30 protein-coding genes are annotated in these 24,057 nt (G+C 69.4%); 10 read left to right on the top strand and 20 right to left on the bottom strand.

Translation table 11 applies throughout. The features are described 5' to 3' along the window. Positions 1–56: 56 nt before the first annotated feature. From rpsQ to OG309_RS22245, 12 genes are all read right to left on the bottom strand, one after another. Positions 57–338 carry a 30S ribosomal protein S17 gene (rpsQ, locus tag OG309_RS22300; protein WP_046908249.1) on the bottom strand — a complete coding sequence of 94 codons (282 nt, stop codon included), beginning with the start codon at positions 336–338 and terminating at the stop codon, positions 57–59. Continuing rightward, entirely contained in the window at positions 338–562 is a 225-nt protein-coding gene (gene rpmC, locus OG309_RS22295; protein WP_046908248.1) for a 50S ribosomal protein L29, read from the bottom strand. The genes rpsQ and rpmC overlap by 1 nt, the downstream gene beginning before the upstream one ends. Then, positions 562–981, bottom strand: a complete 420-nt coding sequence (gene rplP / locus OG309_RS22290) for a 50S ribosomal protein L16 (RefSeq protein ID WP_015035580.1) — start codon at positions 979–981, stop codon at positions 562–564. Before rplP ends, rpmC begins: the two co-directional genes overlap by 1 nt. Positions 982–986: 5 nt before the next feature. Next, the gene (gene rpsC / locus OG309_RS22285) at positions 987–1,820 is read right to left on the bottom strand and encodes a 30S ribosomal protein S3 (protein WP_046908247.1); all 834 of its coding nucleotides are present in this window, start codon (positions 1,818–1,820) and stop codon (positions 987–989) included. After that, positions 1,820–2,167, bottom strand: a complete 348-nt coding sequence (gene rplV / locus OG309_RS22280; protein ID WP_004571827.1) for a 50S ribosomal protein L22 — start codon at positions 2,165–2,167, stop codon at positions 1,820–1,822. Before rplV ends, rpsC begins: the two co-directional genes overlap by 1 nt. A 42-nt stretch (positions 2,168–2,209) precedes the next feature. Then, the gene (gene rpsS / locus OG309_RS22275; RefSeq protein WP_015035577.1) at positions 2,210–2,491 is read right to left on the bottom strand and encodes a 30S ribosomal protein S19; all 282 of its coding nucleotides are present in this window, start codon (positions 2,489–2,491) and stop codon (positions 2,210–2,212) included. Positions 2,492–2,503: 12 nt separating this feature from the next. Beyond that, a complete protein-coding gene (rplB, locus tag OG309_RS22270; RefSeq protein ID WP_329423211.1) occupies positions 2,504–3,340 on the bottom strand; it encodes a 50S ribosomal protein L2 in 837 nt (278 codons plus the stop codon). Positions 3,341–3,380: 40 nt separating this feature from the next. Then, the gene (rplW, locus tag OG309_RS22265; RefSeq protein ID WP_024755407.1) at positions 3,381–3,704 is read right to left on the bottom strand and encodes a 50S ribosomal protein L23; all 324 of its coding nucleotides are present in this window, start codon (positions 3,702–3,704) and stop codon (positions 3,381–3,383) included. Continuing rightward, on the bottom strand, positions 3,704–4,354 hold the full coding sequence (gene rplD, locus OG309_RS22260; protein WP_329423210.1) for a 50S ribosomal protein L4: 651 nt from the start codon (positions 4,352–4,354) through the stop codon (positions 3,704–3,706). Before rplD ends, rplW begins: the two co-directional genes overlap by 1 nt. Before the next feature lie 7 nt (positions 4,355–4,361). Beyond that, positions 4,362–5,006, bottom strand: coding sequence for a 50S ribosomal protein L3 (rplC, locus tag OG309_RS22255; protein WP_329423208.1), 645 nt, complete (start codon positions 5,004–5,006; stop codon positions 4,362–4,364). Between the two features lie 13 nt (positions 5,007–5,019). Then, positions 5,020–5,328 carry a 30S ribosomal protein S10 gene (rpsJ, locus tag OG309_RS22250; protein WP_003948644.1) on the bottom strand — a complete coding sequence of 103 codons (309 nt, stop codon included), beginning with the start codon at positions 5,326–5,328 and terminating at the stop codon, positions 5,020–5,022. 460 nt (positions 5,329–5,788) lie between these two features. Next, on the bottom strand, positions 5,789–6,955 hold the full coding sequence (locus OG309_RS22245) for a hypothetical protein (protein WP_329423206.1): 1,167 nt from the start codon (positions 6,953–6,955) through the stop codon (positions 5,789–5,791). A 222-nt stretch (positions 6,956–7,177) separates the two neighbouring features. Between OG309_RS22245 and OG309_RS22240 the strand changes: the two genes are divergently transcribed. After that, positions 7,178–9,154, top strand: coding sequence for a PIG-L family deacetylase (locus tag OG309_RS22240; RefSeq protein WP_329428481.1), 1,977 nt, complete (start codon positions 7,178–7,180; stop codon positions 9,152–9,154). Between the two features lie 60 nt (positions 9,155–9,214). Here OG309_RS22240 and OG309_RS22235 read toward each other — a convergent pair whose 3' ends face one another. The 6 genes from OG309_RS22235 to OG309_RS22210 form a co-directional block, all read right to left on the bottom strand. Next, a complete protein-coding gene (locus OG309_RS22235; RefSeq protein WP_329423205.1) occupies positions 9,215–11,869 on the bottom strand; it encodes a peptidoglycan recognition protein family protein in 2,655 nt (884 codons plus the stop codon). A gap of 180 nt (positions 11,870–12,049) precedes the next feature. Beyond that, positions 12,050–13,243 carry an elongation factor Tu gene (gene tuf / locus OG309_RS22230; RefSeq protein ID WP_046908240.1) on the bottom strand — a complete coding sequence of 398 codons (1,194 nt, stop codon included), beginning with the start codon at positions 13,241–13,243 and terminating at the stop codon, positions 12,050–12,052. A gap of 148 nt (positions 13,244–13,391) precedes the next feature. Further along, positions 13,392–15,518 (bottom strand): elongation factor G, encoded by a 2,127-nt coding sequence (gene fusA, locus OG309_RS22225; RefSeq protein ID WP_329423204.1) that lies wholly within the window; start codon positions 15,516–15,518, stop codon positions 13,392–13,394. A 39-nt stretch (positions 15,519–15,557) separates the two neighbouring features. Beyond that, positions 15,558–16,028 (bottom strand): 30S ribosomal protein S7, encoded by a 471-nt coding sequence (gene rpsG / locus OG309_RS22220; RefSeq protein ID WP_329423203.1) that lies wholly within the window; start codon positions 16,026–16,028, stop codon positions 15,558–15,560. A gap of 2 nt (positions 16,029–16,030) precedes the next feature. After that, positions 16,031–16,402: a 30S ribosomal protein S12 gene (rpsL, locus tag OG309_RS22215; protein WP_003948652.1), complete on the bottom strand. Its 372-nt coding sequence runs from the start codon at positions 16,400–16,402 to the stop codon at positions 16,031–16,033. Positions 16,403–16,716: 314 nt separating this feature from the next. Continuing rightward, positions 16,717–17,166, bottom strand: a complete 450-nt coding sequence (locus tag OG309_RS22210; RefSeq protein WP_329423202.1) for a helix-turn-helix transcriptional regulator — start codon at positions 17,164–17,166, stop codon at positions 16,717–16,719. Between the two features lie 244 nt (positions 17,167–17,410). Here OG309_RS22210 and OG309_RS22205 point away from each other — a divergent pair, with 244 nt between their 5' ends. From OG309_RS22205 to OG309_RS22195, 3 genes are read left to right on the top strand one after another with little or no spacing between them, the layout of a single operon-like run. Continuing rightward, complete coding sequence (locus tag OG309_RS22205) at positions 17,411–17,758, top strand: WhiB family transcriptional regulator (RefSeq protein WP_329423201.1); 348 nt, start codon at positions 17,411–17,413, stop codon at positions 17,756–17,758. Next, positions 17,751–18,494, top strand: coding sequence for a hypothetical protein (locus tag OG309_RS22200; RefSeq protein ID WP_329423199.1), 744 nt, complete (start codon positions 17,751–17,753; stop codon positions 18,492–18,494). The genes OG309_RS22205 and OG309_RS22200 overlap by 8 nt, the downstream gene beginning before the upstream one ends. Further along, positions 18,488–18,697 (top strand): hypothetical protein, encoded by a 210-nt coding sequence (locus tag OG309_RS22195; protein WP_329423197.1) that lies wholly within the window; start codon positions 18,488–18,490, stop codon positions 18,695–18,697. Before OG309_RS22200 ends, OG309_RS22195 begins: the two co-directional genes overlap by 7 nt. Positions 18,698–18,779: 82 nt before the next feature. Here the strand turns inward: OG309_RS22195 and OG309_RS22190 are convergent, their stop codons facing one another. Beyond that, positions 18,780–19,613: a hypothetical protein gene (locus OG309_RS22190; RefSeq protein ID WP_329423196.1), complete on the bottom strand. Its 834-nt coding sequence runs from the start codon at positions 19,611–19,613 to the stop codon at positions 18,780–18,782. Between the two features lie 305 nt (positions 19,614–19,918). On the opposite strand from OG309_RS22190, the gene OG309_RS22185 reads away from it, so the two are divergent. The 4 genes from OG309_RS22185 to OG309_RS22170 all read left to right on the top strand — a co-directional run bounded on the left by OG309_RS22185 (position 19,919) and on the right by OG309_RS22170 (position 21,914). Continuing rightward, positions 19,919–20,326 carry a hypothetical protein gene (locus tag OG309_RS22185; protein WP_329423194.1) on the top strand — a complete coding sequence of 136 codons (408 nt, stop codon included), beginning with the start codon at positions 19,919–19,921 and terminating at the stop codon, positions 20,324–20,326. Positions 20,327–20,495: 169 nt separating this feature from the next. Further along, positions 20,496–21,098 (top strand): phage tail tube protein, encoded by a 603-nt coding sequence (locus tag OG309_RS22180; protein ID WP_329423193.1) that lies wholly within the window; start codon positions 20,496–20,498, stop codon positions 21,096–21,098. A 106-nt stretch (positions 21,099–21,204) separates the two neighbouring features. Further along, positions 21,205–21,495, top strand: a complete 291-nt coding sequence (locus tag OG309_RS22175) for a hypothetical protein (protein WP_329423192.1) — start codon at positions 21,205–21,207, stop codon at positions 21,493–21,495. A 119-nt stretch (positions 21,496–21,614) separates the two neighbouring features. After that, the gene (locus OG309_RS22170) at positions 21,615–21,914 is read left to right on the top strand and encodes a hypothetical protein (protein ID WP_329428479.1); all 300 of its coding nucleotides are present in this window, start codon (positions 21,615–21,617) and stop codon (positions 21,912–21,914) included. Positions 21,915–21,950: 36 nt separating this feature from the next. On the opposite strand, the gene OG309_RS22165 is transcribed toward OG309_RS22170, so the two are convergent. Further along, complete coding sequence (locus tag OG309_RS22165; protein WP_329423191.1) at positions 21,951–22,715, bottom strand: hypothetical protein; 765 nt, start codon at positions 22,713–22,715, stop codon at positions 21,951–21,953. 249 nt (positions 22,716–22,964) lie between these two features. Between OG309_RS22165 and OG309_RS22160 the strand changes: the two genes are divergently transcribed. Both OG309_RS22160 and OG309_RS22155 read left to right on the top strand, forming a co-directional pair. Beyond that, positions 22,965–23,156 carry a hypothetical protein gene (locus OG309_RS22160; RefSeq protein ID WP_329423190.1) on the top strand — a complete coding sequence of 64 codons (192 nt, stop codon included), beginning with the start codon at positions 22,965–22,967 and terminating at the stop codon, positions 23,154–23,156. 131 nt (positions 23,157–23,287) lie between these two features. After that, entirely contained in the window at positions 23,288–24,007 is a 720-nt protein-coding gene (locus tag OG309_RS22155) for a hypothetical protein (protein WP_329423189.1), read from the top strand. Positions 24,008–24,057 lie beyond the last annotated feature (50 nt).

Below are 24,057 nucleotides of genomic sequence, written 5' to 3'. Positions count from 1 at the left end.
GCGCCTCGGCCCCCAGCGGAGCCTGGCGGAACGAACCTGAGGGAATCCTCAGGTGCTTACTTGGCCTTCTCGAGGATCTCGATGACGCGCCAGTGCTTCGAGGCGGACAGCTTGCGCGTCTCCATGAGGAGGACACGGTCGCCGACGCCCGCAGCGTTCTGCTCGTCGTGAGCCTTGAGCTTGTTCGTACGGCGGATGACCTTGCCGTACAGCGCGTGCTTGACGCGGTCCTCGACAGCGACGACGACGGTCTTGTCCATCTTGTCGCTGACGACGAGGCCCTCGCGGACCTTGCGAGCGTTGCGCTCGGTCTTCTCAGTCACGTTGTTCTCGCTCATCAGACGTTCTCCACCGTCTCGATGCCCAGCTCACGCTCGCGCATCAGGGTGTAGATCCGGGCGATGTCCTTACGGACGGACTTGAGCCGGCCGTGGTTCTCGAGCTGACCCGTCGCCGCCTGGAAGCGGAGGTTGAACAGCTCTTCCTTGGCCTCGCGGAGCTTGGCGACAAGCTCCTCGTTGCCCAGCTCGCGCAGCTCGGACGCCTTGGTACCGGCCGACATCACAGCTCACCTGCCTCGCGCTTAACGATCTTGCACTTCATCGGCAGCTTGTGAGCCGCACGAGTCAGAGCCTCACGCGCGATCTTCTCGTTCGGGTAGGACAGCTCGAACATCACCCGACCGGGCTTGACGTTCGCGATCCACCACTCCGGCGAACCCTTACCGGAACCCATGCGGGTCTCGGCAGGCTTCTTCGTGAGCGGGCGGTCCGGGTAGATGTTGATCCAGACCTTGCCGCCACGCTTGATGTGGCGGGTCATCGCGATACGCGCGGCCTCGATCTGACGGTTGGTCACGTACGCCGGCGTGAGGGCCTGAATGCCGTACTCGCCGAACGCAACCTGCGTGCCACCCTTGCTCATACCAGAGCGCTTCGGGTGGTGCTGCTTGCGGTGCTTGACCCTACGGGGGATCAGCATTTCGGTCAGGCCTCCGTTCCGGTGCTCTCAGCAGCCGGAGCGGCGGCGGGAGCGTCGGCCTTGGGGGCCTCGGCAGCCTGAGCCTGCTGCGGCTTGCGGCCGCGACCGCCACGCTCGCCACCGCGACCACCGCGGCCGGCCGGACGGTCAGCGCCGCCACGGGCCGGGCGGTTGCCAGCGCGGGCAGCAGCGTTCTCGGCGCGGACCTCGGCGATGTTCTTGACGTCGCCCTTGTAGATCCAGACCTTCACACCGATGCGGCCGAAGGTCGTCTTGGCCTCGAAGAAGCCGTAGTCGACGTTCGCGCGGAGCGTGTGCAGGGGCACACGGCCCTCGCGGTAGAACTCCGAGCGGGACATCTCGGCGCCGCCGAGACGGCCACCACACTGGATCTTGATGCCCTTGGCGCCGGCCTTCATCGTGCCCTGCATGCTCTTACGCATGGCGCGACGGAAGGAGACGCGGGAGGACAGCTGCTCGGCGACGGCCTGGGCCACCAGCTGAGCGTCCATCTCGGGGTTCTTGACCTCGAGGATGTTGAGCTGAACCTGCTTGCCGGTCAGCTTCTCCAGCTGGCCACGGATCTTGTCGGCCTCGGCGCCGCGGCGACCGATGACAATGCCCGGGCGAGCCGTGTGGATGTCCACGCGGACGCGGTCACGGGTGCGCTCGATCTCAACCTTCGAGATGCCGGCGCGCTCCATGCCGGACGTCAGCATCCGACGGATGGCGACGTCTTCCTTGACGTAGTCCTTGTACAGCTTGTCGGCGTACCACCGGGACTTGAAGTCCGTGGTGATGCCGAGCCGGAACCCATGCGGGTTAACCTTCTGGCCCATTACCGGGTTCCTTCCTTGCTGCTGACGACCACGGTGATGTGGCTGGTCCGCTTACGGATCCGGTAGGCACGGCCCTGAGCACGCGGACGGAACCGCTTCAGGGTCGGGCCCTCATCCACGTACGCCTCGCTGATGACCAGCGAAGAGGCGTCAGTGTGGTCGTAGTTGTGCGCGGCGTTGGCGATGGCGCTGTCCAGCACCTTGCCAACCGGCACGCTCGCGGCCTGCGGGGCGAAACGCAGGACCGCCTGAGCCTCCGTGGCGTCCATGCCACGGATAAGGTCCACCACGCGGCGGGCCTTCATGGGCGTGACGCGGATGTACCGCGCCTGGGCCCTGGCTTCCATGGTTGTCCTTCCAGTGTCTGTCATGGTCATTCCACCCCGCTACTAGCGGCGCTTCGACTTCCGGTCGTCCTTCACGTGACCCCGGAAGGTGCGCGTCGGCGAGAACTCGCCGAGCTTGTGGCCGACCATCGACTCGGTGACAAACACCGGAATGTGGGTCTTGCCGTTGTGCACCGCGATCGTGTGGCCGAGCATGGCCGGGATGATCATCGAGCGACGGGACCAGGTCTTGATGACGTTCTTGGTACCGGCTTCGTTCTGGGCGTCCACCTTCTTGACGAGGTGGCCGTCGACGAAGGGTCCCTTCTTGAGACTGCGCGGCATCTAAACCCGCTCCTAGCGCTTCTTGTTCGTCTTGCGGCGGCGGACGATGTACTTGTTCGAAGCCTTCTTCGGCGAACGAGTACGACCCTCCTTCTGACCCCACGGGGAGACCGGGTGGCGACCACCGGAGGTCTTGCCCTCACCACCACCGTGCGGGTGGTCAACCGGGTTCATCGCCACACCGCGGACGGTCGGGCGAACGCCCAGCCAGCGCTTACGGCCGGCCTTACCCCAGTTGATGTTCGACTGCTCGGCGTTGCCGACCTCGCCGATGGTGGCGCGGCAGCGGGCGTCGACGAGACGGATCTCACCGGACGGCATACGAAGGTGGGCCATCGTGCCCTCCTTCGCCAGCAGCTGCACGGAGGCACCAGCGGAACGCGCGAACTTGGCGCCGCCACCGGGGCGGAGCTCGATCGCGTGGATCGTGGTACCGACCGGGATGTTGCGGAGGGCCAGGTTGTTACCGGGCTTGATGTCCGCGCCCGGGCCGTTCTCGACGCGGTCACCCTGCGTCAGACCCTTGGGGGCGATGATGTAGCGCTTCTCGCCGTCCGCGTAGTGGAGCAGCGCGATGCGCGCGGTGCGGTTGGGGTCGTACTCGATGTGCGCGACCTTGGCCGGCACGCCGTCCTTGTCGTGACGACGGAAGTCGATCAGACGGTAGGCGCGCTTGTGTCCACCACCCTGGTGGCGAACGGTGATCCGACCGGTGTTGTTACGGCCGCCCTTGCTGTGCAGGGGGCGAACCAGCGACTTCTCCGGCGTGGACCGCGTGATCTCGACGAAGTCGGCTACGGAGGAGCCACGACGGCCCGGCGTAGTCGGCTTGTACTTGCGGATTCCCATTTCTCAGTCCTCGTCCGATTCCGGACGATCCAGACCGCCCTTAGGCGGTCGGACCGCCGAAGATGTCGATACGGTTGCCCTCAGCAAGGGTCACGATGGCGCGCTTGGTGTCCTTGCGCTTGCCGAAACCGGCCTTGGTGCGCTTGCGCTTACCCTGGCGGTTGATCGTGTTGACCCCGGTGACCTTGACCGAGAAGACCGCCTCGACGGCCTGCTTGATCTGGGTCTTGTTGGAGCCAGGCGCGACGATGAACGTGTACTTGTTCTCGTCCAGCAGAGCGTAGCTCTTCTCCGAGACGACCGGCTTGACGAGAATGTCGCGCGGGTCCGAGAAGGTCTTGCTGGTGACGACGGCCTCAGTCATCAGGCGTCGCTCCCTTCGGTCTCAGCGGTCTGGGGGCCAGACACGAAGGACTCGAAGGCGGCCTTGGTGAAGACCACGTCGTCGGAGACGATCACGTCGTACGTGTTGAGCTGGCCCGGCTCCAGGATGTGCACCTGGGGCAGGTTGCGGGCGGACAGCCACGCGGCCTCGTCGGAGCGCTCGACGACCAGGAGCAGGTTCTTGCGCTCCGAGATCTTGCCGAACAGCGTCTTCGCGGCCTTGGTGGAGATGCCACCCTCGACCACGTCGGTGACGACGTGGATGCGGGAGTGGTTCGCGCGGTCCGAGAGGGCACCGCGGAGGGCGGCGGCCTTCATCTTCTTCGGAGTCCGCTGCGAGTAGTCACGCGGCACGGGACCGTGCACGACGCCACCACCGGCGAACTGCGGCGCGCGGGTCGAGCCCTGACGGGCGCGGCCGGTGCCCTTCTGGCGGTACGGCTTGCGGCCACCACCACGGACCTCGCCACGCGTCTTGACCTTGTGCGTGCCCTGACGGGCCGCGGCCAGCTGCGCAACGACGACCTGGTGGATCAGCGGGACGCTGACCTTGGCGCCGAAGATCTCCGCGGGGAGCTCGACGGTGCCGGCCTTGTCGCCGGAGGGCGACAGGATGTCAATGGTGCTCATCGGTTCCTCAAACCCCCTTGGCCGCGGTGCGGACCAGGACGAGGCCACCGTTCGGGCCGGGAACGGCGCCCTTGATGAGCAGCAGTCCCTTTTCCGCGTCAACGGCGTGGACGGTCAGGTTCTGGGTGGTCACGCGCTCGTTGCCCATACGGCCGGCCATGCGCATGCCCTTGAAGACGCGGCCCGGGGTGGCGCAGCCACCGATCGAACCAGGCTTACGGTGCACGCGGTGGGCACCGTGAGAAGCCTTGCCACCACGGAAGTTGTGGCGCTTCATGACACCGGCAAAGCCCTTGCCCTTGCTCTTACCGGTGACGTCGACCTTCACGCCGGCCTCGAAGAGCTCAGCGGTGATCTCCTGGCCGAGCGTGTACTCGGAGGCGTCAGCGGTACGGAGCTCCACCAGGTGGCGGCGCGGGGTGACATCGGCCTTGGCGAAGTGACCCTTGAGGGGCTTGTTCACCTTGCGCGGGTCGATCTCGCCGAAGGCGATCTGGACCGACTCGTAGCCGTCGTTGTCGTTCGTACGGACCTGGGTCACGACATTCGGGCCGGCCTTGACGACGGTCACCGGGACGACCCGGTTGTTCTCGTCCCAGACCTGCGTCATGCCGAGCTTCTCGCCCAGGATGCCCTTGATGTTCTTAGCCATCTCGCGCGTCACCTCAGAGCTTGATCTCGATGTCGACGCCAGCCGGCAGGTCGAGACGCATGAGCGAGTCGACCGTCTTCGGCGTGGGGTCGAGGATGTCGATGAGGCGCTTGTGCGTGCGCATCTCGAAGTGCTCGCGCGAGTCCTTGTACTTGTGCGGCGACTTGATGACGCAGTACACGTTCTTCTCAGTGGGCAGCGGCACCGGGCCCGCGACCGACGCACCAGTGCGCGTCACCGTCTCGACGATCTTCTTCGCCGAGGAGTCGATGACCTCGTGGTCGTAGGCCTTGAGCCGGATGCGGATCTTCTGTCCCGCCATGGCTACTTCGTAGTCCTGTCTCTGTCGTAACGCTCTGGAACCCGGGCGGCTGCGTCCTCTGTCGAGAACACCGCTCCTCCTCCGACCCACGCGGTCGGGCGTGTCGCACTCCCTCTACGAAGAATTCCCTGAGGAATTCCCAACCAAGGGGGTGCGGGCCATGGACCGCGAGACGGGGGTGGAACACCCACCGGGTGCCTGGTAGAGGCCCCGCTGACACTTCCCGAAAGATTCCCGTACGTCCGCCCCTGGGGGGCGACGAGTACTGTGGGACTCGCTTCCGGTCCTCCCGGCGGGAGGCGCGCAGCATCGGCACTCAACCGAGCAACCCCGACAGTCTGCCATACGCGGCCATCCCGCCGCCAATCGGCGGCGAAGACTGTACCCCACGTCACGTCGGGGTACACGCAGGGGCACGACGGGTGGGTCGCGCCCCCGGGAGGGGCGACGGTGCCGCGGTTCAGACGCGGGAGACCGTGCCGCACTCCTTCGGGCGCTGGTCGAGGCCCTTGGTGCGGTCGTACGGGTCGATCTCCGGGCCCGCGGTGCCGGGCTCGGTGGTGGCAGGGTCCCCCTGGAAGGCCGGGTGGTAGAAGCCGTCGCCGTCGCGCTCGCAGGAGCTGTTGCCGACGTCGGAGCTCCAGCGGTGCAGGGAGAGCTTGCCCTGGGTGACGCGGTACCGCGTCGAGTCGTAGAAGCCGAAGACCATCTCGCGCCGGACGATCGTGCGGGTGACCTCGTCGGCTCCGGGCCTGACCTGCACCAGCGGGTAGACGAAGCTGTAGTCGACGTGGACGAGCACCGCGCCCTTCTGCTCCCCCTCGCCGGCCTCCATCGTCATCCGGCCCCGGGTCTTCACGACCGTGCCGACCAACTTGACCTCGGACGGGGAGAAGCGGCTGAAGACCGCCGTGGGGTCGGTCTCCTTCGTCGGCCGGGCCAGCCAGCCCTCCAGCTGCTTGCGGGCCGGCTGCGTCGGCTCGACCAGCGCCAGCGCGTCGGCGGGCCTGCCGCCCCTGAGGACCGCCGGGTCCAGGTTCGCCGCGACCAGGAAGGCCTTGGAGCGCTTCAGGGCGGTCGCGGCCTGCTCCTTCGACATCCAGCCCACCGCCTTCGCCGGCGGCAGCTCGATCCCCGCCGCCCCGTCGGCCCAGCGCAACGCCGGGGAGCCCTTGAAGGGCTCCTTCAGGGTCGGGCGGTGCGGGTCCACCGCGTCCGGCGCCGCGGTCGGGCGGGCCGTCTCGGCGGCGAGCGGGGTGGTGTCCTCGGGGCGGTCGGTCCAGCTGGACGGCAGCGCGGACGTCACGCCCTCGGGAAGGTGGTCGGTCAGCAGCTGGGGGCGTACGGCGACCAGGGCGAGGGCGGCGACCAGGGTGATCCCGAGCGCGGCCTTGGCCCGGCCCCGGCGGCGGGCGGTGCCGTTCATCTCCTGCCAGGCGGGCCCGGTGCGCCAGCCCGCGGGCTCCTGGCGCTTCGGCGGCTTCGGCGCCTTGGGCGGCTTCGACCGCTTCGGCGGCCTGGCCTTCTTCAGGAGCTTCTCCTGTTCCTCCGTGCCGAGCCCCTGCTCGCGCGCGGCCTCGACGAACGAGGCCCATTCCTCGTCGGAGACCGACGGCTTCTCACTCATGCTGTCCCACCCCGGGTGCTGCTGCGTCTCATCCTGCGATCCGGACGTTCTCACGTCTCCGGACGGGCGGAAAAGCCTGGTCAGGGCCTCTTGATCAGTTCGTGACCGCGCACGGCGGCTTACCGTTGAACCCGGGCGATCGTATGACCGTCTCATCAGATGGCACGAGGCCAGTACGCAGCACGACGCACGGGGGACGTACGACCGGTGGACAGCAGAAGAGTGGCGCGGCGCAGTGTTCTCGCGGGAGCGGCCGCGGTCGCCGCCGCGACCGCCGCCGGGTGTTCCGTACCGCCGCGGCCCCGCGTCGGGCCGAGCGCGGATCCGAAGCCGGGTCTGCCGGTGGCCGCGCGGGACGGCAGGGCGCTGCTGATGCAGTTCGCCGCGCACCCGGACGACGACCTGTACTTCATGAACCCCGACACCCAGCGGCTGCTCGACGCCGGGGTCCCGCTCGTCTCCGTGTACGTCACGGCGGGCGAGCACACCGGCGTCAACCGGATCAAGGGCATGCCCGAGACGCCCCCCGACCGGGCCGCCTACTCCTCCGCCCGCCACCAGGGCCTACGGCAGGCGTACGCGGAAGCGCTCGGCGCGGACCGGTTCGCCCCGTGGAAGAAACGAATCTTCTCTCTCGCGGGCGGACGGCAGGCCGAGGCCGACACGCTCGTGCACGGCGGGCGCCGGGTGGAGCTGCTCTTCCTCAACCTCCCCATGCACACCTCCCGCCGCTCCATGGCGCTCCCCTCCCTGTGGGAGGACCGCGCCCTGGAACTGCGCACCCACCTGTCCGCGGACTCCCCCGTGACCCGCGCCGACCGCTACGACCACGACGGCCTGACCGAGGTCCTCGCCGGGCTCCTCGCCACGTACCGGCCCACCGTCGTGCACACCCTCGACCCGGACCCGGACCTTCAGCACAGCACCGAGGCCACCCGCAGGCGGGACAGCGAGCAGCCCGGCTACTCCGACCACGGCGACCACACCGCCGTCGCCTGCTTCACCTGGGCGGCGCTGCTGCGCCGGGTCGCCGACGCCACCGCCGGCGGCGGGCCCGTCCCCGCGTTCACCGTCACCGCCTTCCGCGGCTACTACAACCGGCACTGGCCCAAGAACCTCCCGCCTCAGGTCCTCGCCGAGAAGGCCGGCCACCTCGCCCCCTACGGCGGCGACCCCTCATGGGAGTGCGGCAACCCCTCCGGCTGCGGCGACTACGGCGTCGGCGGCGACCGGCCCCTCACCAACAAGAAGGGCTGGGTGCGCTCCACCCACTACCGCTGGCCCGCCCCGGCGCCCGCCGTCGCCACCGAGCCGGACGGCCGGCTCGCCGCGTACGGCGTGCTCGGGCTGCGCGCGGTCCGCTGGCGCGAGACGGCCCCCGGCTCCGGCCGCTTCGGCGCCCCCGAGGACCTGGGCGGCGGCCCGCTGGCGCCCGCGCTGGCCCGGACGGTGCTCCGCGACGGCCGGGTGCTGCTCTTCGGGGTGCGCTTCGCCGCCCTCGCGGGCCGCGGCGGCCCGAACCGGCGCGAGCTGGTGGTCCTGGAGCAGCGCTCCCCCGGTGGCCCGTTCCTCGCCTGGCGGGGCCTCGGCAACCCGGAGCGCGGCGACGACCGCGGGCGCCGGATCGGCGCGCCGGTGGCCGTCACGGCGCCCGACGGGCGGGTCCACCTCTTCGTGCGCGACGCCGACCAGGGCGTCTCCACCCGGGTACGGGACGCCGACGGCTCCTGGGGCCCGTGGCGGGCGCTCCCGGCGCAGGGCGAGCTCCAGGACGGTCTGACCGCGCTGACCGGCGCCGACGGCCGGGTGCACGTCCTGGCGGCCGGCCGGGACGCGGTACGGCACTGGGTCGACGGCTCCCCCGGGGCCCCGCTCCCGCTCGCCGGCGACCCGGTCGCCGCGGTCCCGGCCCCGGGCGGCGTCCAGGTCTTCTACCGGCGCCCGGCGGAGGCCCGGCTGCGCACGACGACCGGCACCGCCCCCGCCTTCGACGGCTACGGCCTGCTGTCCGCAGCGCCCGGCCCCGACGGCCGCCCGGTGCTCGTGGGCCGGGACCAGGGCCACCGGGTCCAGCTGTACCGCGCGGGGCGTCCGTACACCCGTACGGGAGGACCCGTGCCGGTCGGCGACGCGGTGCCGCACGCGGGGGCGGTGGTCGGCCTCGGGGCGGATGCGCGGCCCTGGGCGTGGCGCCCGTAGGAACGCCGAGGGCCCGCCTCCCCGCAGGGAGACGGGCCCTCGACGCGAGCCGTTCTCAGGTCACTTGGTGAAGTAACCCGTGATGTCGGCGAGCAGGTCGACCGAGCCGGACCTGTTGTAGAAGTTCACCTTGCCGTTGACGACCGGCACGACCACCAGGTTGGGGATGGTCAGGCCGGAGGTGAAGTTCAGGTTCGACGCGCTGGTGCGGGTGGTGCCGTCCGGGTAGACGGAGACGAAGCTGCCCGAGGTCGGGTTGGTCGCCGTCACGTTGAGGACGACGGCCGTGACGCCGGTCGCCGGGACGCCCTGCACGCCCGCCACGTCGAGCGTGACGAAGCTGTCCGCGCCGATGGCGCCCTTGCGGACACCGAGGCCGGAGCGGGTGTCCATCAGGCGCTTCGGTCCCAGGTTGATGTGCGAGGCGCCGGTGTTCTCGGACGTGAAGTAGCCCGTGATGTCGGCGAGCAGGTCCACCGAGCCGGACTTGTTGTAGAAGCTGACCTTGCCGTCGACGACGGGGACGACCACGAGGTTCGGGATCGTCTGGCCGGCGGTGAAGTTCAGGTTCGACGCGCTGGTGCGGGCGGTGCCGTGCGGGAAGACCGACACGAAGCTGCCCGCGGTGGGGTTGGTCGCGGTCACGTTCAGGACCACGGCGGTGACCTTGTCGGCCGGGACGCCGCTGACGCCGGCGACCTGGAGGTCGACCGTGCTGTCCGCGCCGACCTTCGCCTTCGCGACGCCGGTCCCGGCACGCGTGTCCATCAGCCGCAGCGGGCCGAGGTTCACGTGGGTCGAGCCGCTGGTGTCCTTGGCGTAGTAGCCGGTGACGTCGGCGATCAGGTCGACCGATCCGGCGTGGTTGTAGAACTTCACCTTGCCGTCGACGACGGGCACGACGACCAGGTTCGGGATCGTCTTGCCCGCGGTGAAGTTCAGGTTCGACGCGCTGGTGCGGGCCGTCCCGTTCGGGTACACGGAGACGAAGCTGGTCGCGGTCGGACCGGTCGCGGTCACGTTGAGCACGACGGCGCCGGCGCCGGTGGCCGGGACGCCGCCCTGGCCGGCGACCTGCAGGGTGACCTCGCCTGCCGGACCGACCTTGGCCTTCGGCACACCGAGGCCGGAGCGGGTGTCCATCAGGCGGGTGGGCGTGAGCGGCTTGTAGGTCTTCGGCCCGGGCACCGTCACGGTGACCGGCGCGGAGGTCGTGACCTTGCCGGAGGTGTGCGTACCGCGGACGGCGACGCTGTGGTCGCCGTAGCCGCTGACGTTCACCGCGGAGCTGCGGATGTGACCCCAGCTCGTGGTGGCGACCTGACCGTCGACGAGGACCTCGAACTTGCTGATGAGGCTGTTCGGCGCGGTGCTGGTGGACCAGTTCACGGTGACCGGTCCGGGGGTCTCGTAGCCGCTGCCGACCGGGGTGGCACCCCCGGTGAGCGAGTCGACCTTGAGGTTGGCGAGGGAACCGGTGGCGTACGCCCGGATCTGCGGCAGCTGCGGGTACAGCATGGTGCCGGGGCACTCGGTGTTGAAGCCGTTGCGGTGCCCGGAGACGGCGTCGAAGGTGTACGTCTGGCCGACGGTGAACTTGTCGCCGAAGAAGTTGTTCTGCGTGGCACCGGCGGTCAGCGTGGCCTTGCCGGCCGGGTCGACGCCGTACTGGCCCAGCTTGTACGCGATGACCTTGGAGGCCGAGATCAGCGCGGCCTGCGGCGCGGCCTTGTCGGTGTAGTTGCCCATGATGGACACGCTGGTCGACTCGGAGTTCCAGCCGTAGGTGTGCGCGCCCAGGACCGGCTGGTCGACGCCGCCCTGGCGGCCCTCGAAGATCGTGCCGCACTTGTCGACGAGGAAGTTGTAGCCGAGGTCGCGCCAGCCGTTGGTCTTCACGTGGTAGACGTGGATCGCCCTGACCAGGGCGGCGGACTGGGCGCAGTCGTAGTCCGCGTCCGTCGTGTGGTGCACGAACGCGGCCTTGATCTTCCCGCCGGGCAGGTAGATCGGGCCCTCGTTGTTCAGGGACTCGTCGGCGCCCCACTCGGCGCGGCTGACGATCGTCGGCCGCGGGGCCGTCGACTCGGGGCCGGTCGGGGTCGGCGGGACGTCGGCCTTGAAGGCCGCGGTCTCCGCGTTCAGGTCGCCTGCGGCGGCCTTGGCGGGCGCACCGGGGTCGACCAGGTCCAGCCGGAGGCCGGCCGGGAGGACACCGCTGGCGGCACCGTCGGTGACCCGCACCTCGGCGCCGTCGGAGGCGCCGACCCAGATCGGCTCGGTGGAGCCGCGGGCACCGGCCCGCTTGCCGTCGAGCAGTGCCGGGTAGGGCTCCAGGTCCATCCACTCGGTCCACGCGCCGGTCTCGGCGTCACGGGAGCGGGCCTGGATCTTGCCCTTGATCTTCGCCTCGGGGTCCGTCCAGGACACGCCGAGGAGGCCGAAGCGCTGGGTGTCACGCTGGGACAGGACGGCTTCGCCGTGGCCCTTGTCGGTCAGGGCCAGCTTCTGGACCTCGCTCTTGACGGGTCCGGTCTCCTCCCCCGTGGCGCTGTAGACGCTGGGCGGGTTGGGCGTGGGGCCCTCCTCGCCGAACACCGCGCCGTTCGCGGCGGCCTGGAATCCCAGCACCGTCGCCGCGGCGAGACCCGCCGCGATCGCCGTACGGCGTACCCGCTTGTTCTGTCTGCGACGTACTCCACGTCCCGAACTCAAGTCGTCTCCACCCCTGTTTGTGCCCATGACACGGCTGACCGGCGCATGCTACGGGACGTCAGGTTTGCGGTTGCCACCGGGGTGGGCACGCAGAAGGGCCCCGCGCCGCCGAAGCGGTGCGGGGCCCTTCCAAGCAGCTCTGTCGAGCTACCAGGTCAAACCACCGAAGTTCGTGAGAACTTACTTGGTGATCTTGACGACCTGGCCGGCGCCGACGGTCCGGCCACCCTCACGGATGGCGAACTTGAGGCCCTCCTCCATGGCGATCGGCTGGATCAGCGCGACCGACATGGCGGTGTTGTCGCCCGGCATGACCATCTCGGTGCCCTCGGGGAGGGTCACGACGCCGGTCACGTCCGTGGTACGGAAGTAGAACTGCGGGCGGTAGTTGTTGAAGAACGGGGTGTGACGGCCACCCTCGTCCTTCGACAGGATGTAGGCCTGGGCCTCGAACTCGGTGTGCGGCGTGACCGAACCGGGCTTGATGATGACCTGGCCGCGCTCGACATCCTCGCGCTTGATGCCACGGAGGAGCAGACCGACGTTCTCACCGGCCTGGCCCTCGTCGAGCAGCTTGCGGAACATCTCGATGCCGGTGACCGTGGTGGTGGTCTTCTCGGTCTTGATGCCGATGATGTCGACGGTCTCGTTGACCTTGAGGACACCACGCTCGATACGACCGGTGACGACGGTGCCACGACCGGTGATCGTGAAGACGTCCTCGATCGGCATCAGGAACGGCTTGTCGACGTCACGCTCGGGCTGCGGGATGGCCTCGTCGACGGCGTGCATGAGGCCGAGAAGCTTCTCGCCCCACTCCTTGTCGCCCTCGAGCGCCTTGAGCGCCGAGACACGGACGACCGGCAGGTCGTCGCCCGGGAACTCGTACTCGGTGAGGAGCTCACGGACCTCGAGCTCGACGAGCTCCAGGATCTCCTCGTCGTCCACCATGTCGGCCTTGTTCAGGGCGACGACGATGTACGGAACGCCGACCTGGCGGGCCAGGAGCACGTGCTCCTTGGTCTGCGGCATCGGGCCGTCGGTGGCGGCGACCACGAGGATGGCGCCGTCCATCTGCGCCGCACCCGTGATCATGTTCTTGATGTAGTCCGCGTGACCGGGGCAGTCGACGTGCGCGTAGTGACGCGACTCGGTCTGGTACTCGACGTGCGCGATCGAGATCGTGATACCGCGCTGGCGCTCCTCAGGAGCCTTGTCGATCTGGTCGAAGGCCGAGGCCTCGTTCAGGTCCGGGTACGCGTCGTGCAGCACCTTGGTAATGGCGGCCGTGAGGGTCGTCTTACCGTGGTCGATGTGACCGATGGTGCCGATGTTGACGTGCGGCTTAGTCCGCTCGAACTTCGCCTTCGCCACTGGGGTCCTCCTGTGGAGTGGTTCTGTACGCCTTACTCAACGGCGCCAGGTGATCTTTGCTGGGATGCCGTCCGCCGGGGACTTCCTTCGGGTTCGAAGTCCGAGCCCCGGCGTACGGTGTCAAGCCTAAAGCGTGCACTCGGGAGAGTTACTCGCCCTTGGCCTTCGCGATGATCTCCTCGGCGACGTTCCGCGGAACCTCGGCGTAGGAGTCGAACTGCATCGAGTAGCTTGCGCGACCCGAGGTCTTGCTGCGGAGGTCTCCGACGTAGCCGAACATCTCCGAGAGGGGCACGAGGCCCTTCACGACGCGAGCGCCGCTGCGCTCCTCCATGGCCTGGATCTGACCACGGCGGGAGTTGATGTCGCCGATGACCTCACCCATGTAGTCCTCGGGCGTGGTGACCTCGACGGACATCATGGGCTCGAGGATGACCGGCGAAGCCTTGCGCGCGGCCTCCTTGAAGGCCTGCGAACCGGCGATCTTGAACGCGAGCTCGGAGGAGTCGACCTCGTGGTAGCCACCGTCGAGAAGGATGACGCGGACGCCAGTCATCTCGTAGCCGGCCAGGATGCCGAACTGCATGGCCTCCTGCGCACCGGCGTCCACCGAAGGGATGTACTCCTTCGGGATGCGGCCACCGGTGACCTTGTTCACGAACTCGTACGAGGCGTCGCCGCCCTCGATGGGCTCGATCGCGATCTGCACCTTGGCGAACTGACCGGTACCACCGGTCTGCTTCTTGTGGGTGTAGTCCAGTCGCTCGACGGCCTTGCGGATCGTCTCGCGGTACGCGACCTGCGGCTTGCCGACGTTCGCCTCGACCTTGAACTCGCGACGCATACGGTCGACGAGGATGTCGAGGTGAAGCTCGCCCATACCACCGATGATGGTCTGGCCGGTCTCCTCGTCCGAGTGAACCTGGAAGGAGGGGTCCTCCTCCGCGAGACGCTGGATGGCAACACCCAGCTTCTCCTGGTCACCCTTGGACTTGGGCTCGATGGCGACCTGAATGACCGGCGCCGGGAAGTCCATGGACTCCAGGATGACCGGGTTCTTGTCGTCACACAGCGTCTCACCGGTGGTGGTCTGCTTGAGGCCCATGACGGCGACGATGTCGCCGGCGCCCACCGAGTCGATCTCCTCACGCTTGTTCGCGTGCATGCGGTAGATCTTGCCGATGCGCTCCTTCTTGCCCTTGACGGAGTTCAGCACCGCGGTGCCGGCCTCCAGGCGACCGGAGTAGATCCGGACGAAGGTGAGCTTGCCGAGGTGCGGGTCGCTCGCGATCTTGAACGCGAGGGCCGACAGCGGCTCGTCGTCGGACGGCTTGCGCTTGACGACGACCTCGGCGTCCTTGACGTCGTGGCCCTCGATGGCCTCGACGTCGAGGGGGGACGGGAGGTAGCGAACGACCGCGTCGAGCAGGGGCTGAACGCCCTTGTTCTTGAACGCGGTGCCACAGAACACCGGGGTGACCGTGGTCTCGCCACCCTTGCCCGAGGCAATGGTGATGCGACGGATCGCGGCGTAGAGCTGCTCCTCGGTGGGCTCCTGGCCCTCGAGGAAGAGCTCCATGAGCTCCTCGTCGTTCTCGGCGACGGCCTCGACCAGCTTGGCGCGCCATTCCTCGGCGAGCTCGGTGTGCGTGGCCGGGATGTCGACGACGTCGTACATCTCGCCCTTGCTGGCCTCGGCGGACCAGACAAGCGCCTTCATGCGGACGAGGTCGACGACGCCCTGGAAGTCCATCTCGGCGCCGATCGGGAGCTGCATGACGATCGGGGTCGCGCCGAGGCGGTCCACGATCATGTCGACGCAGCGGAAGAACTCGGCACCGGTCCGGTCCAGCTTGTTGACGAAGCAGATGCGCGGAACGCCGTAGCGGTCCGCCTGACGCCAAACGGTCTCGGACTGGGGCTCGACGCCGGCCACGCCGTCGAACACGGTGACAGCACCGTCGAGCACGCGCAGCGAACGCTCCACCTCGACGGTGAAGTCGACGTGGCCCGGCGTGTCGATGATGTTGATCGTGTGATCGACGTTCTCGAGCGGCCAGTGGCAGGTGGTGGCAGCAGAGGTGATCGTGATGCCACGCTCCTGCTCCTGCTCCATCCAGTCCATCGTGGCGGCGCCGTCGTGGACCTCACCGATCTTGTACGAGACGCCGGTGTAGAACAGGATCCGCTCGGTGGTGGTCGTCTTGCCCGCGTCGATGTGCGCCATGATGCCGATGTTGCGCACCTTGGCAAGGTCAAGCGAAGTGGTAGCCATATCGGCTCAGTCTTCTCTCGGTCTCGATGTGGGTTGCGACTACCAGCGGTAGTGCGCGAAGGCCTTGTTGGACTCGGCCATCTTGTGCGTGTCCTCGCGCTTCTTGACCGCAGCACCGAGGCCGTTCGAGGCGTCGAGGAGCTCGTTCATGAGGCGCTCGGTCATGGTCTTCTCGCGACGGGCGCGGGAGTAGCCGACCAGCCAGCGCAGCGCCAGGGTGGACGCGCGACCGGGCTTGACCTCGATCGGCACCTGGTAGGTGGCGCCACCGACACGGCGGGACTTGACCTCGAGGGACGGCTTGACGTTCTCGAGAGCGCGCTTCAGCGTGACGACCGGGTCAGCACCGGTCTTCTCGCGGAGGCCCTCCATGGCGCCGTAGACGATGCGCTCGGCGGTGGAACGCTTGCCGTCCAGCAGGATCTTGTTGATCAGCGAGGTGACAAGAGGAGAGCTGTAGACCGGGTCGATGATGACCGGGCGCTTCGGGGCGGGGCCCTTACGAGGCATTCTTACTTCTCCTTCTTGGCGCCGTAGCGGCTGCGAGCCTGCTTACGGTTCTTGACGCCCTGCGTGTCGAGGGAACCACGGATGATCTTGTAACGAACACCCGGCAGGTCCTTCACACGGCCACCGCGAACGAGCACGATCGAGTGCTCCTGCAGGTTGTGGCCCTCACCCGGGATGTAGGCCGTGACCTCGATGCCCGAGGTCAGACGCACACGCGCGACCTTACGGAGGGCCGAGTTCGGCTTCTTCGGGGTGGTCGTGAACACACGCGTGCAGACGCCGCGGCGCTGAGGGGAACCCTCGAGTGCGGGCGTCTTGTTCTTCTCGACCTTGTCCTGCCGGCCCTTACGGACCAGCTGCTGGATCGTAGGCACTACTTCTCCGGTTTCTGTGTGCCGTCGGTAAAACTAACCTGGAACATCTCCGACCCACGCGGTCGGGTGTGTCGAATCCTGCGAACCCCCCGCCAGAGGCGGAGAGGAGCGCGGATTGCGGCGGCCGGCTTCGGACTCAGTCTGCGGCGGAAGACACGCACACGAGTCCGGGCACACCCCAGGCACAAGGCATGAGCGTACCTATCGCATGGACTCCGGTCAAAACAAATGCCCACGCGCAGGCCGGTCCGGGCGACGCGGGAGAACGTCACCCGGACGGGCAAGGCGGCGCGGCGAGGCGGTGGGCGCGCGGGTCAGTCCTGGGCGGCACGGCGGGGCTCGCCCGCCGCGCGGGCGTCGGAACCCTCCGCCCCGGGCTCCAGGAACTGCGTGACGACCTTCACGAAGACGTCCATCCGCTCGTCGGGGACGCCGAGCCAGCGCGCGAAGTCCTCCATGGTCGGCTGCCAGTCGCCCGGCGCCAGGAGGTCCTCCGCGAGCGGCAGCTCCTCCGGGGTCACCCGGCCGGACCGGATGAGCATGTCGCGGACCGAGACCCCGAGGAGCGGGGCGATCCTGCGCATGGTCTCCAGGTCGGGCATGCTCTGCCGCTGCAGCAGTCGCGTCACGGCGGCACGGTGCACTCCGGCCTCGTCCGCGATCCGGGACTTCCCTCCGCCGCGGGGGCTGTCGATGTCGTAGCCGCGCGCTCGCATCAGTCTCTCGACCCAGCCTGCGAACTCGTCGAGCCCTTGAGTGCTCATGTGTGTACCGCTCCCTTAACTCCCCCACCCTTCGGGCCCCTTACTTTAGCGTGCTTGCGCGCACGGAATTACGTGCTTTCGGGCACGCAATCGTGTCGAACCGGTGAAGGGGCCCTCACAAAGGTAGTTGCGAGCTCGCACGCAACATGTCAGTGTTCTCGCCGCCGCACTCGTCGGCCTCCTGAGTCCCACGGGCCACACCGGCCCCAGGGGCGTACGGGGCCCCGGAACGTGGAGAACCTCCTTGCACCAGTACGACTCCTCCCCCTGGCAGGCCGCCGCCGCGTGTGCCGGCCTCTCCCCGTCCGTCGTGTTCTCGCGCCGCGGCAAAGAGGCGGCCCCGGCCCTGCGTGCCTGCGCCGCCTGCCCCGTCCGCCGCGAGTGCGAGACGGCCGTCGCCCCCGCCGAGAGCTGGTTCGACGGCGTCTGCGCCGGCCGCCTGTGGCGCAACGGACGCCCGGTCAAGCCCCGCCGCCGCCGCGGCGAGCCGGCCCCGGCGGACACCGCCGAGCCGTCCGCGGACCACGCCCTCGCCGATCACGCCGCCCTGGACGCCGCGGGCGCCGCCCTCGCCGGAGGCGACCGTGGCTGAGCACGTGGACGCCGGCCCCGCCGACGAGCGGGTGGTGCGGGACATCGTGCTCTGGACCGCCTCCCTCGCCCGCCAGTTCCCCGAGCTCGCCGAGGAGCTCGCCCCCGGCCGCCGCTCCCCCGCCGGGACCGCGCCCACCGCCCCCCACCCCGGGCGGGACGAGCTGATCCGCGCGGAGCGCCGCGAGGCACTGCTGCTCGAACAGCGGCACGGCCTGTCCGTACCGGGCCACGGCGCGGCCCCGATCCGGCTGCACATCTCCGACGCGATCCGTGACATCACCGACGGCGTGGTGGAGCTGGAGGAGGCGGTCTGCGCCCGGCTCGGACTGCCGCGGCCGCGGCGGGCGGGCGTGGTGGAGCGGCTGCGCCGGGTCACCGGGACGCTCGACACGATCGCCGCCCACCCGGTGCTGGCCCGGCACGTGCGGGACGAGATCCGCCGGATGGCCCGCCGCTGCGCGCGGACGCTGGGCGACGCGGAGACGGTCGTACGGGTGTCGGGCCGCTGCCCCTGGTGCGACTCGGTGTCGCTGCGGGCCTTCCCGGACCGGCGGGCGGTGCTGTGCGTGAACCCGGCCTGCCTGTGCACGGACGAGGCCTGCGGCTGCCAGGACGACCCGGCCTACCGGCACCTGTGGCCGGAGGACGAGTGGGCGGAGCTCGCGGACGCGTCGGGTGCACGCACGGACGAGATCGAAGCGGCGATGGACGACACGAAGGAGACCACATGCTGAGCTCGACCGCGCTTTCCCTGCCGGCGCTGATCCCGGGCCCGCTCGCCGCCGTGGAGGCGGGGGTCGCCCCGGCGACGATCCGCAAGTGGGTCCAGCTGGGCCACCTGCGGGCCGCGGGCAAGGCCGGCCGGGCGCAGCTGTTCCGCCTGGAGGACGTCTTCGCCGCCGAACGAACGGCCCGCCGCCGCCCGCGCACCGCCTGAAGCCCCCGGATCCGCCGAAGCGCCCCGCGTCTCACCCGAGACACGGGGCGCTTCGGCGTTCCGGCGTTCCCTGCGCCTGTCCCTACGCGGCGAGGAAGGCGTGCAGCGACTCCGCCATGGCGGCCACGAAGCGCTCGCGCGCGGCCTCCGGTACGAGGTCGAGGGAGAGGTACGGGTTGAGGTCCTCCAGCTCGACGAGGAGCAGCTCGCCCTCGCGGGTGCGGCAGGCGTCGACGCGCTGGATGCCGTGGTCGAGGGTGTTCCAGTCGACGAACCGGCGGGCGAACCGCAGGTCGGCCTCGTCGGCCTCGTACGGCTCCAGCTCCCAGCGCTTCTCCGGGTCGGGGGCGTACAGGGCGTACTGGAAGCGGTCGTCGACGAAGTAGAAGGACACCTCGTACCGGAAGTCGATCCGCGGCTGGACCAGGAGCCCCTCGCCGTACGCGAGTCCGCCGAGCTCCTCGTACGGGAGGAAGCGCAGCCCTATGGAGTCGGCCCCGGCCTTGGGCTTGACCGCGTACGTGTCGGCGGCGGGCAGCCGTTCGAGGTCCTGGGCGCGGTCGACGGTGGGGATGACGGGCAGCCCGGCGGCGGTGAGGTCGAGGAGGTACTGCTTGCCGGCCATGTCGCCCCGTCCGTGCAGCGGGTTGTAGACGCGGGTGCCCAGCTCCGCCGCGCGGGCGCGGAAGGCGTCGTACGCCTCCTGGTAGTGCAGCACGGGCCCGCTGTTGCGGACGACGACGGCGTCGAAGGCGTCCATGAGGGCGGCGGCGTCCCGCGGGTGGCAGACGGCGAGGTCGAACTCCGCGCGGAGCCGGGCGGTGAGGTCGATGTCCTCGTCGCAGTAGCGGCGACCGCGGGCCGGGTAGGCGAGGTCGCTGACGTAGAGGAGACGGGGGCGGCGGGCGGTGGGCACGGGCGGCTCCTTGTTCGGGGAAGACCGGGCCAACCTACCGCCGAGACGAAACCGCAGGTCAGCGCCGTACAGCAGCCCCCTCCCCAGGGAATCCCGAAGGGGATCACCGAACTAGTTGCGTGCGCGCACGCTCTCTGTCACAGTTGGTGCAGCGGCGGAGCTGCGCCCGCAGGACGGGACGCGGCCTCCGCCGTTCGCCGTCCGGGAGCGCTCCGCGCCCCCGCCCCCTTCCCCGCGTCGAGCGCCCCGGGCGGCACCCGCGCACCGCCCGCCCCACCCCATCCCCTTCTCCGAGGAGAACCGTCATGACCACTCCCCCGAGTGCGTTCCCGGACGTCGAGAAGCTGGTCGTCGACGTCCTCAAGGCCGACCCGGCGCTCGCCGGCGTCACGGTCGCCGCCCAGGCGCCCGCCGGTTTCGACGGCACGCAGAACGCCGTCCTGGTCAACCGCCGCGGCGGCGCCTGGATCGGCGACCTGCACGTCGACAAGCCGCTCATCGAGTTCGAGGTCTACGGCCCGAACAAGACCGCGGCCCACGTCACCGCCAACGCGGCCCGCCGGGCGCTGCTCGCCACCATCGGCAAGCAGCTCGGCGTGACCTACGTCAGCGACGTGGAGGAGGAGGACGGGCCGCGCTGGATGCCCGACTACCTCTACCGGGGCGCGAACCGCTACCTCTGCGTGATCCGCCTCTCCCTGGACGTCCTGTAGACCCCAGCGGTCTCCTCGACGCCCCGCCCCCGAGGGCCCTTGCGGCCGCTCGCCCCAGACCAGGCCCCGCCGGACCGTCCAGCGGGGCCTTTGCCGTACCCGGAGCCGGAATCCCCCGGCCGCCGGGGCGGCGACCCCACCCCCTCTGTATCCAAGGAGAAACACCACCATGGCTGGAAACAACTCTGCCGAGATCCGCGTCGCCGGCAGCGGCAAGCTCTACGTCGCCAAGGTCGGCACGGCCGCGCCCAACTTCGGCGCCGACGCGGTCGCCGACTGGTCGTCCTGGACCAACCTCGGCTTCACCACCGGCGACGGCGTCACGTTCTCGAAGAAGGACAAGCTGGAGGCCATCGACTCGTGGCAGTCGGTCTCCCCGGTCCACTACATCTACTCGGCCCGTGACCTGTCCCTGAAGTTCTCGCTGCTCCAGTTCAACGAGGACACGCTGCCGTTCTTCATGGGCGGCGGCAAGGTCGACGCCGACCCGGCGCCGGCGACCGGCACCTACAAGTACGAGATCGCCGAGCGTCCGTTCGCGGACGTCCGCGCCCTCGGCCTGGAGTTCACCGACGTGAAGGCCGGCGGCACCACCGCCGTCACCTACCGCTTCATCATCCCGCGCGGCCAGGTGACCGCCACCGACGACATCAAGCTCAACCGCAAGGCCGCGTCCCAGCTGGGCGTGACCTTCACGGCGATGTCGAACGGTGACGGCAAGCCGCTGGCGTCCTTCCTGATGAAGGACGACCAGTACTCCGCGACGGTCTGATCCGGCGGATCACTCCCCACCCGGGGCGGGACGGCCACGCGCCGTCCCGCCCCGCCCCTTCTGCTCTTCACCCACGCGAACCACGCGAACAAGGAGTACGCACACCATGGCCCGTTTCGACGTCAACGCCGCTCGCGCCCAGCGCCTGGAGGTCTCCGGCCACGACTGGTCCTTCGAGCTGGACGGCGAGTCCTTCACGCTCCCGACCGAGCTCTCCCGCGCGACCGCCAAGAAGCTGAGCAAGCTGGACGACAACGACGTGGACGGTCTGCTCTCGCTCCTGATGGGTGGGGCGCAGTTCGCCCGCTTCGAACAGCACGACGTGACGATGCAGGACATCGCCGCGATCCTTGAGGCCTACGGCGAGGAGACCGGGCTCGGCCTGGGGGAAGACTGAGCCTCGTCGAGTTCGTCGACGAACACGCCGAGGCCCTTGAGGCGGACTTCCTCCGCTACTACGGCACCGATCTCCTCGATTGGTACCGCGGTGATCTCTCCAGTCGGCGCGTCGCCGCGCTGATCACACATCTGCCGGCCGACAGCGCCGTGCAGCGGGAGTTGCACGGCGAGGCCGCGGACTGGTCGGTCACCGACCACCTGCTGGCGGCCGCGGTGGACCATCTGGCCGTCGCCAACTGGATGTTCGCCGCCGTCAACGCGGACGAGGACGGCGAACAGCCCGAGCCCCCGCAGCCCATTCCTCGTCCGGGCGACTCCGACGAGGACGAGGACGAGGAGGAGCAGGACGAGGACTCCACGGAGGAGAGCGCCGTCGAGGCGGTGTCCCTGGGTACCCTCGCCCGCTTCTTCGGCTGACCCCGCCTCCCCCACGGCCCCCGGAGCCCGTTCCCGTCAGGGAACGGGCTCCGGGGGCGCTTCCTGTGCTCGCTCCGCGGCCATTCCCTTCTCCAGGGCTCTGGCCCGGTCGGAGAGACGCCGCCCCTTGCCCGCCGCCGCGTCCGGCTCGGCCGGCTCCGGGTCCCGACGTTCACCACCCGTTCCGCTCTGCACGGGTACGCCGGCGAGGGGAGGCACGATCGGGCGGCCGCCCTTGCCGCGTACCACCTTCCGTACCGGCTGGGCGTTCCTGCGCGTACGGCTCTCCTGAGCCGTCACCAGGAGGTCGGGCTCCGGCGTCGGGTCGGGCTCCCGCTCATGAACGGGCTCGTGCTCCGGCTCGGGGCTCTGTTCGAACAACTCCCGCTCCCTGCGGACCCGTTCCTCGGCCTGGACCACGACGGCCGGGGGTTCCAGGAGCCGGGCGAAGGGCAGCGCGATGACCCGGGCGCCGTCCTGGGGCGTGTCCGACCGTCGCTGGGGGCGGCGTATACCACGCGCGTCGCCCTGTCCCTGCGCGTAGGCGTCGGCGACGCGCTTCTCGTACTCCCTGCGGATGCGCGGCAGTTCGTCGGAGACGGCCTCGGCCCATCCGGCGGTGAAGCCTGCGGTCTCGCGGCGGTCCACTTCGGAGCGGGGCAGGACGACGAGGTCCTCCGGGGCGTAGCCGGTGACATGGACCAGTTCCGCGAGACGTGCGAACAGATGGGGCAGATCCGGGTGGGACTCGAGCCAGTCGACGGCCCGTTCCCGCCGGCTAGCTCCCGGCTCCGTGTCCATGCGTCAGCACTGCCTTCCAAGCCCCCTGGGGTCCCCGCGCGCCCCTCGCGCCCCGCCGTCCCCCGACTGTGTCAGGTTCGGGGAACGCGCCATCCAGAGTACCCCGGCTCGAACACTGGCTCCGATCAGGACCGTTCTGAGGCGACCCCGGTGGAAGACGCCGCGCCGGGCGTTTCAGGCTCGACAAAGTTCGAACTTTCGTTCGACAATGCATCGCACAGTAGTTCGATCACCGGAGGGCAGGGCACCATGACGTCTCAGACCGGGGGAAGCCGCGCAGGGAGCACGCTCCACGACAGGCTCAACGCGTTGCTCCAAGGCCCCGGTCCCCTCGACAAGCGCGCACTGCTCGCCACCCTCGACGCAGAGGTCGCGGCTCGCGAGACCCGCGCCTACACGGCCGGCTGGAACGACGCCCTGGCCGAACTCCGCCGCCGCTGACACCCACGCCACGCCCTCGCCGGCGGGATCAACCCGCCGCCCACGCACACGAGCCGCCTCCCCCGCCGGGGACAGGCGGCTCAGGCGTTTCCGGGTGCGCCGCGGCACGACCTCCCGAATCGAGGACACCCATGGGAACCGTTCCCGATCCCATCCAGGACATCTCAGGAGCGCTGGTCAAGGCGCCCCCGTGGCTCGACCTCCAGAAGGACTACACCGAGACCAAGAAGACCGCGGTCAACCTCTCGAGCACCGTCTCGGGCATGAAGGCCGACATCACGCTCCTGAAAATGGAGTTCGCCGGTCTGACGGTGGCCTCGCTCGGCTACGCCGCCATCAAGATCGACGAAAAGGGCCTCACCGTGATGGGGCGCCAGATCAGGGGCTGGAAGCTGGCCGACCCGGCCAAGCACTTCCAGCTCAAGATGGAGAAGTTCCAGCGCAAGCTGAACCGCCGGCACGCCAAGGTGAAGCGGCGCCTCGACAAGGTCACCGCCGCCCAGGACGCGTACAAGAACGCCGTGTCCAGGCGCCAGGACGCCGAAGCCCGCGTCCCCTTCGCCGAGAAGCGCCACCGCCAGGGCAAGGAATCCGACGAGTGGCTGGCCAAGGTCAAGGAGAAGGCCCGCCAGGCCCGGGCGGAGGAGAAGAAGGCCCGCGACGCGCTCAAGGACATCACGAAGTCCGCGGCCCGGATCGAGAAGAAGGCGCGCACCTTCATGCGCAAGGCACAGCTGTACGGCCGCAAGGAGGAGCGCGCGAAGAACCGGTTCAAGACGGCCGCGAAGGCGACCACGAAGGACGTCAACTCGCTGCGGACCGCGCTCAGGCAAGCCGCCCAAGAAGCCTGACACCCGCTTCCGCAGCCACACCGTCCGTTCGCCGTCCTACCGAAACCAGG

Origin of the sequence: Streptomyces sp. NBC_01268, from assembly GCF_036240795.1 — a bacterium.
In the GTDB taxonomy this organism is placed as follows: domain Bacteria; phylum Actinomycetota; class Actinomycetes; order Streptomycetales; family Streptomycetaceae; genus Streptomyces.
Note: the sequence above shows the minus strand (reverse complement) of the source record. Positions and strands in the feature narration are given on the sequence as shown.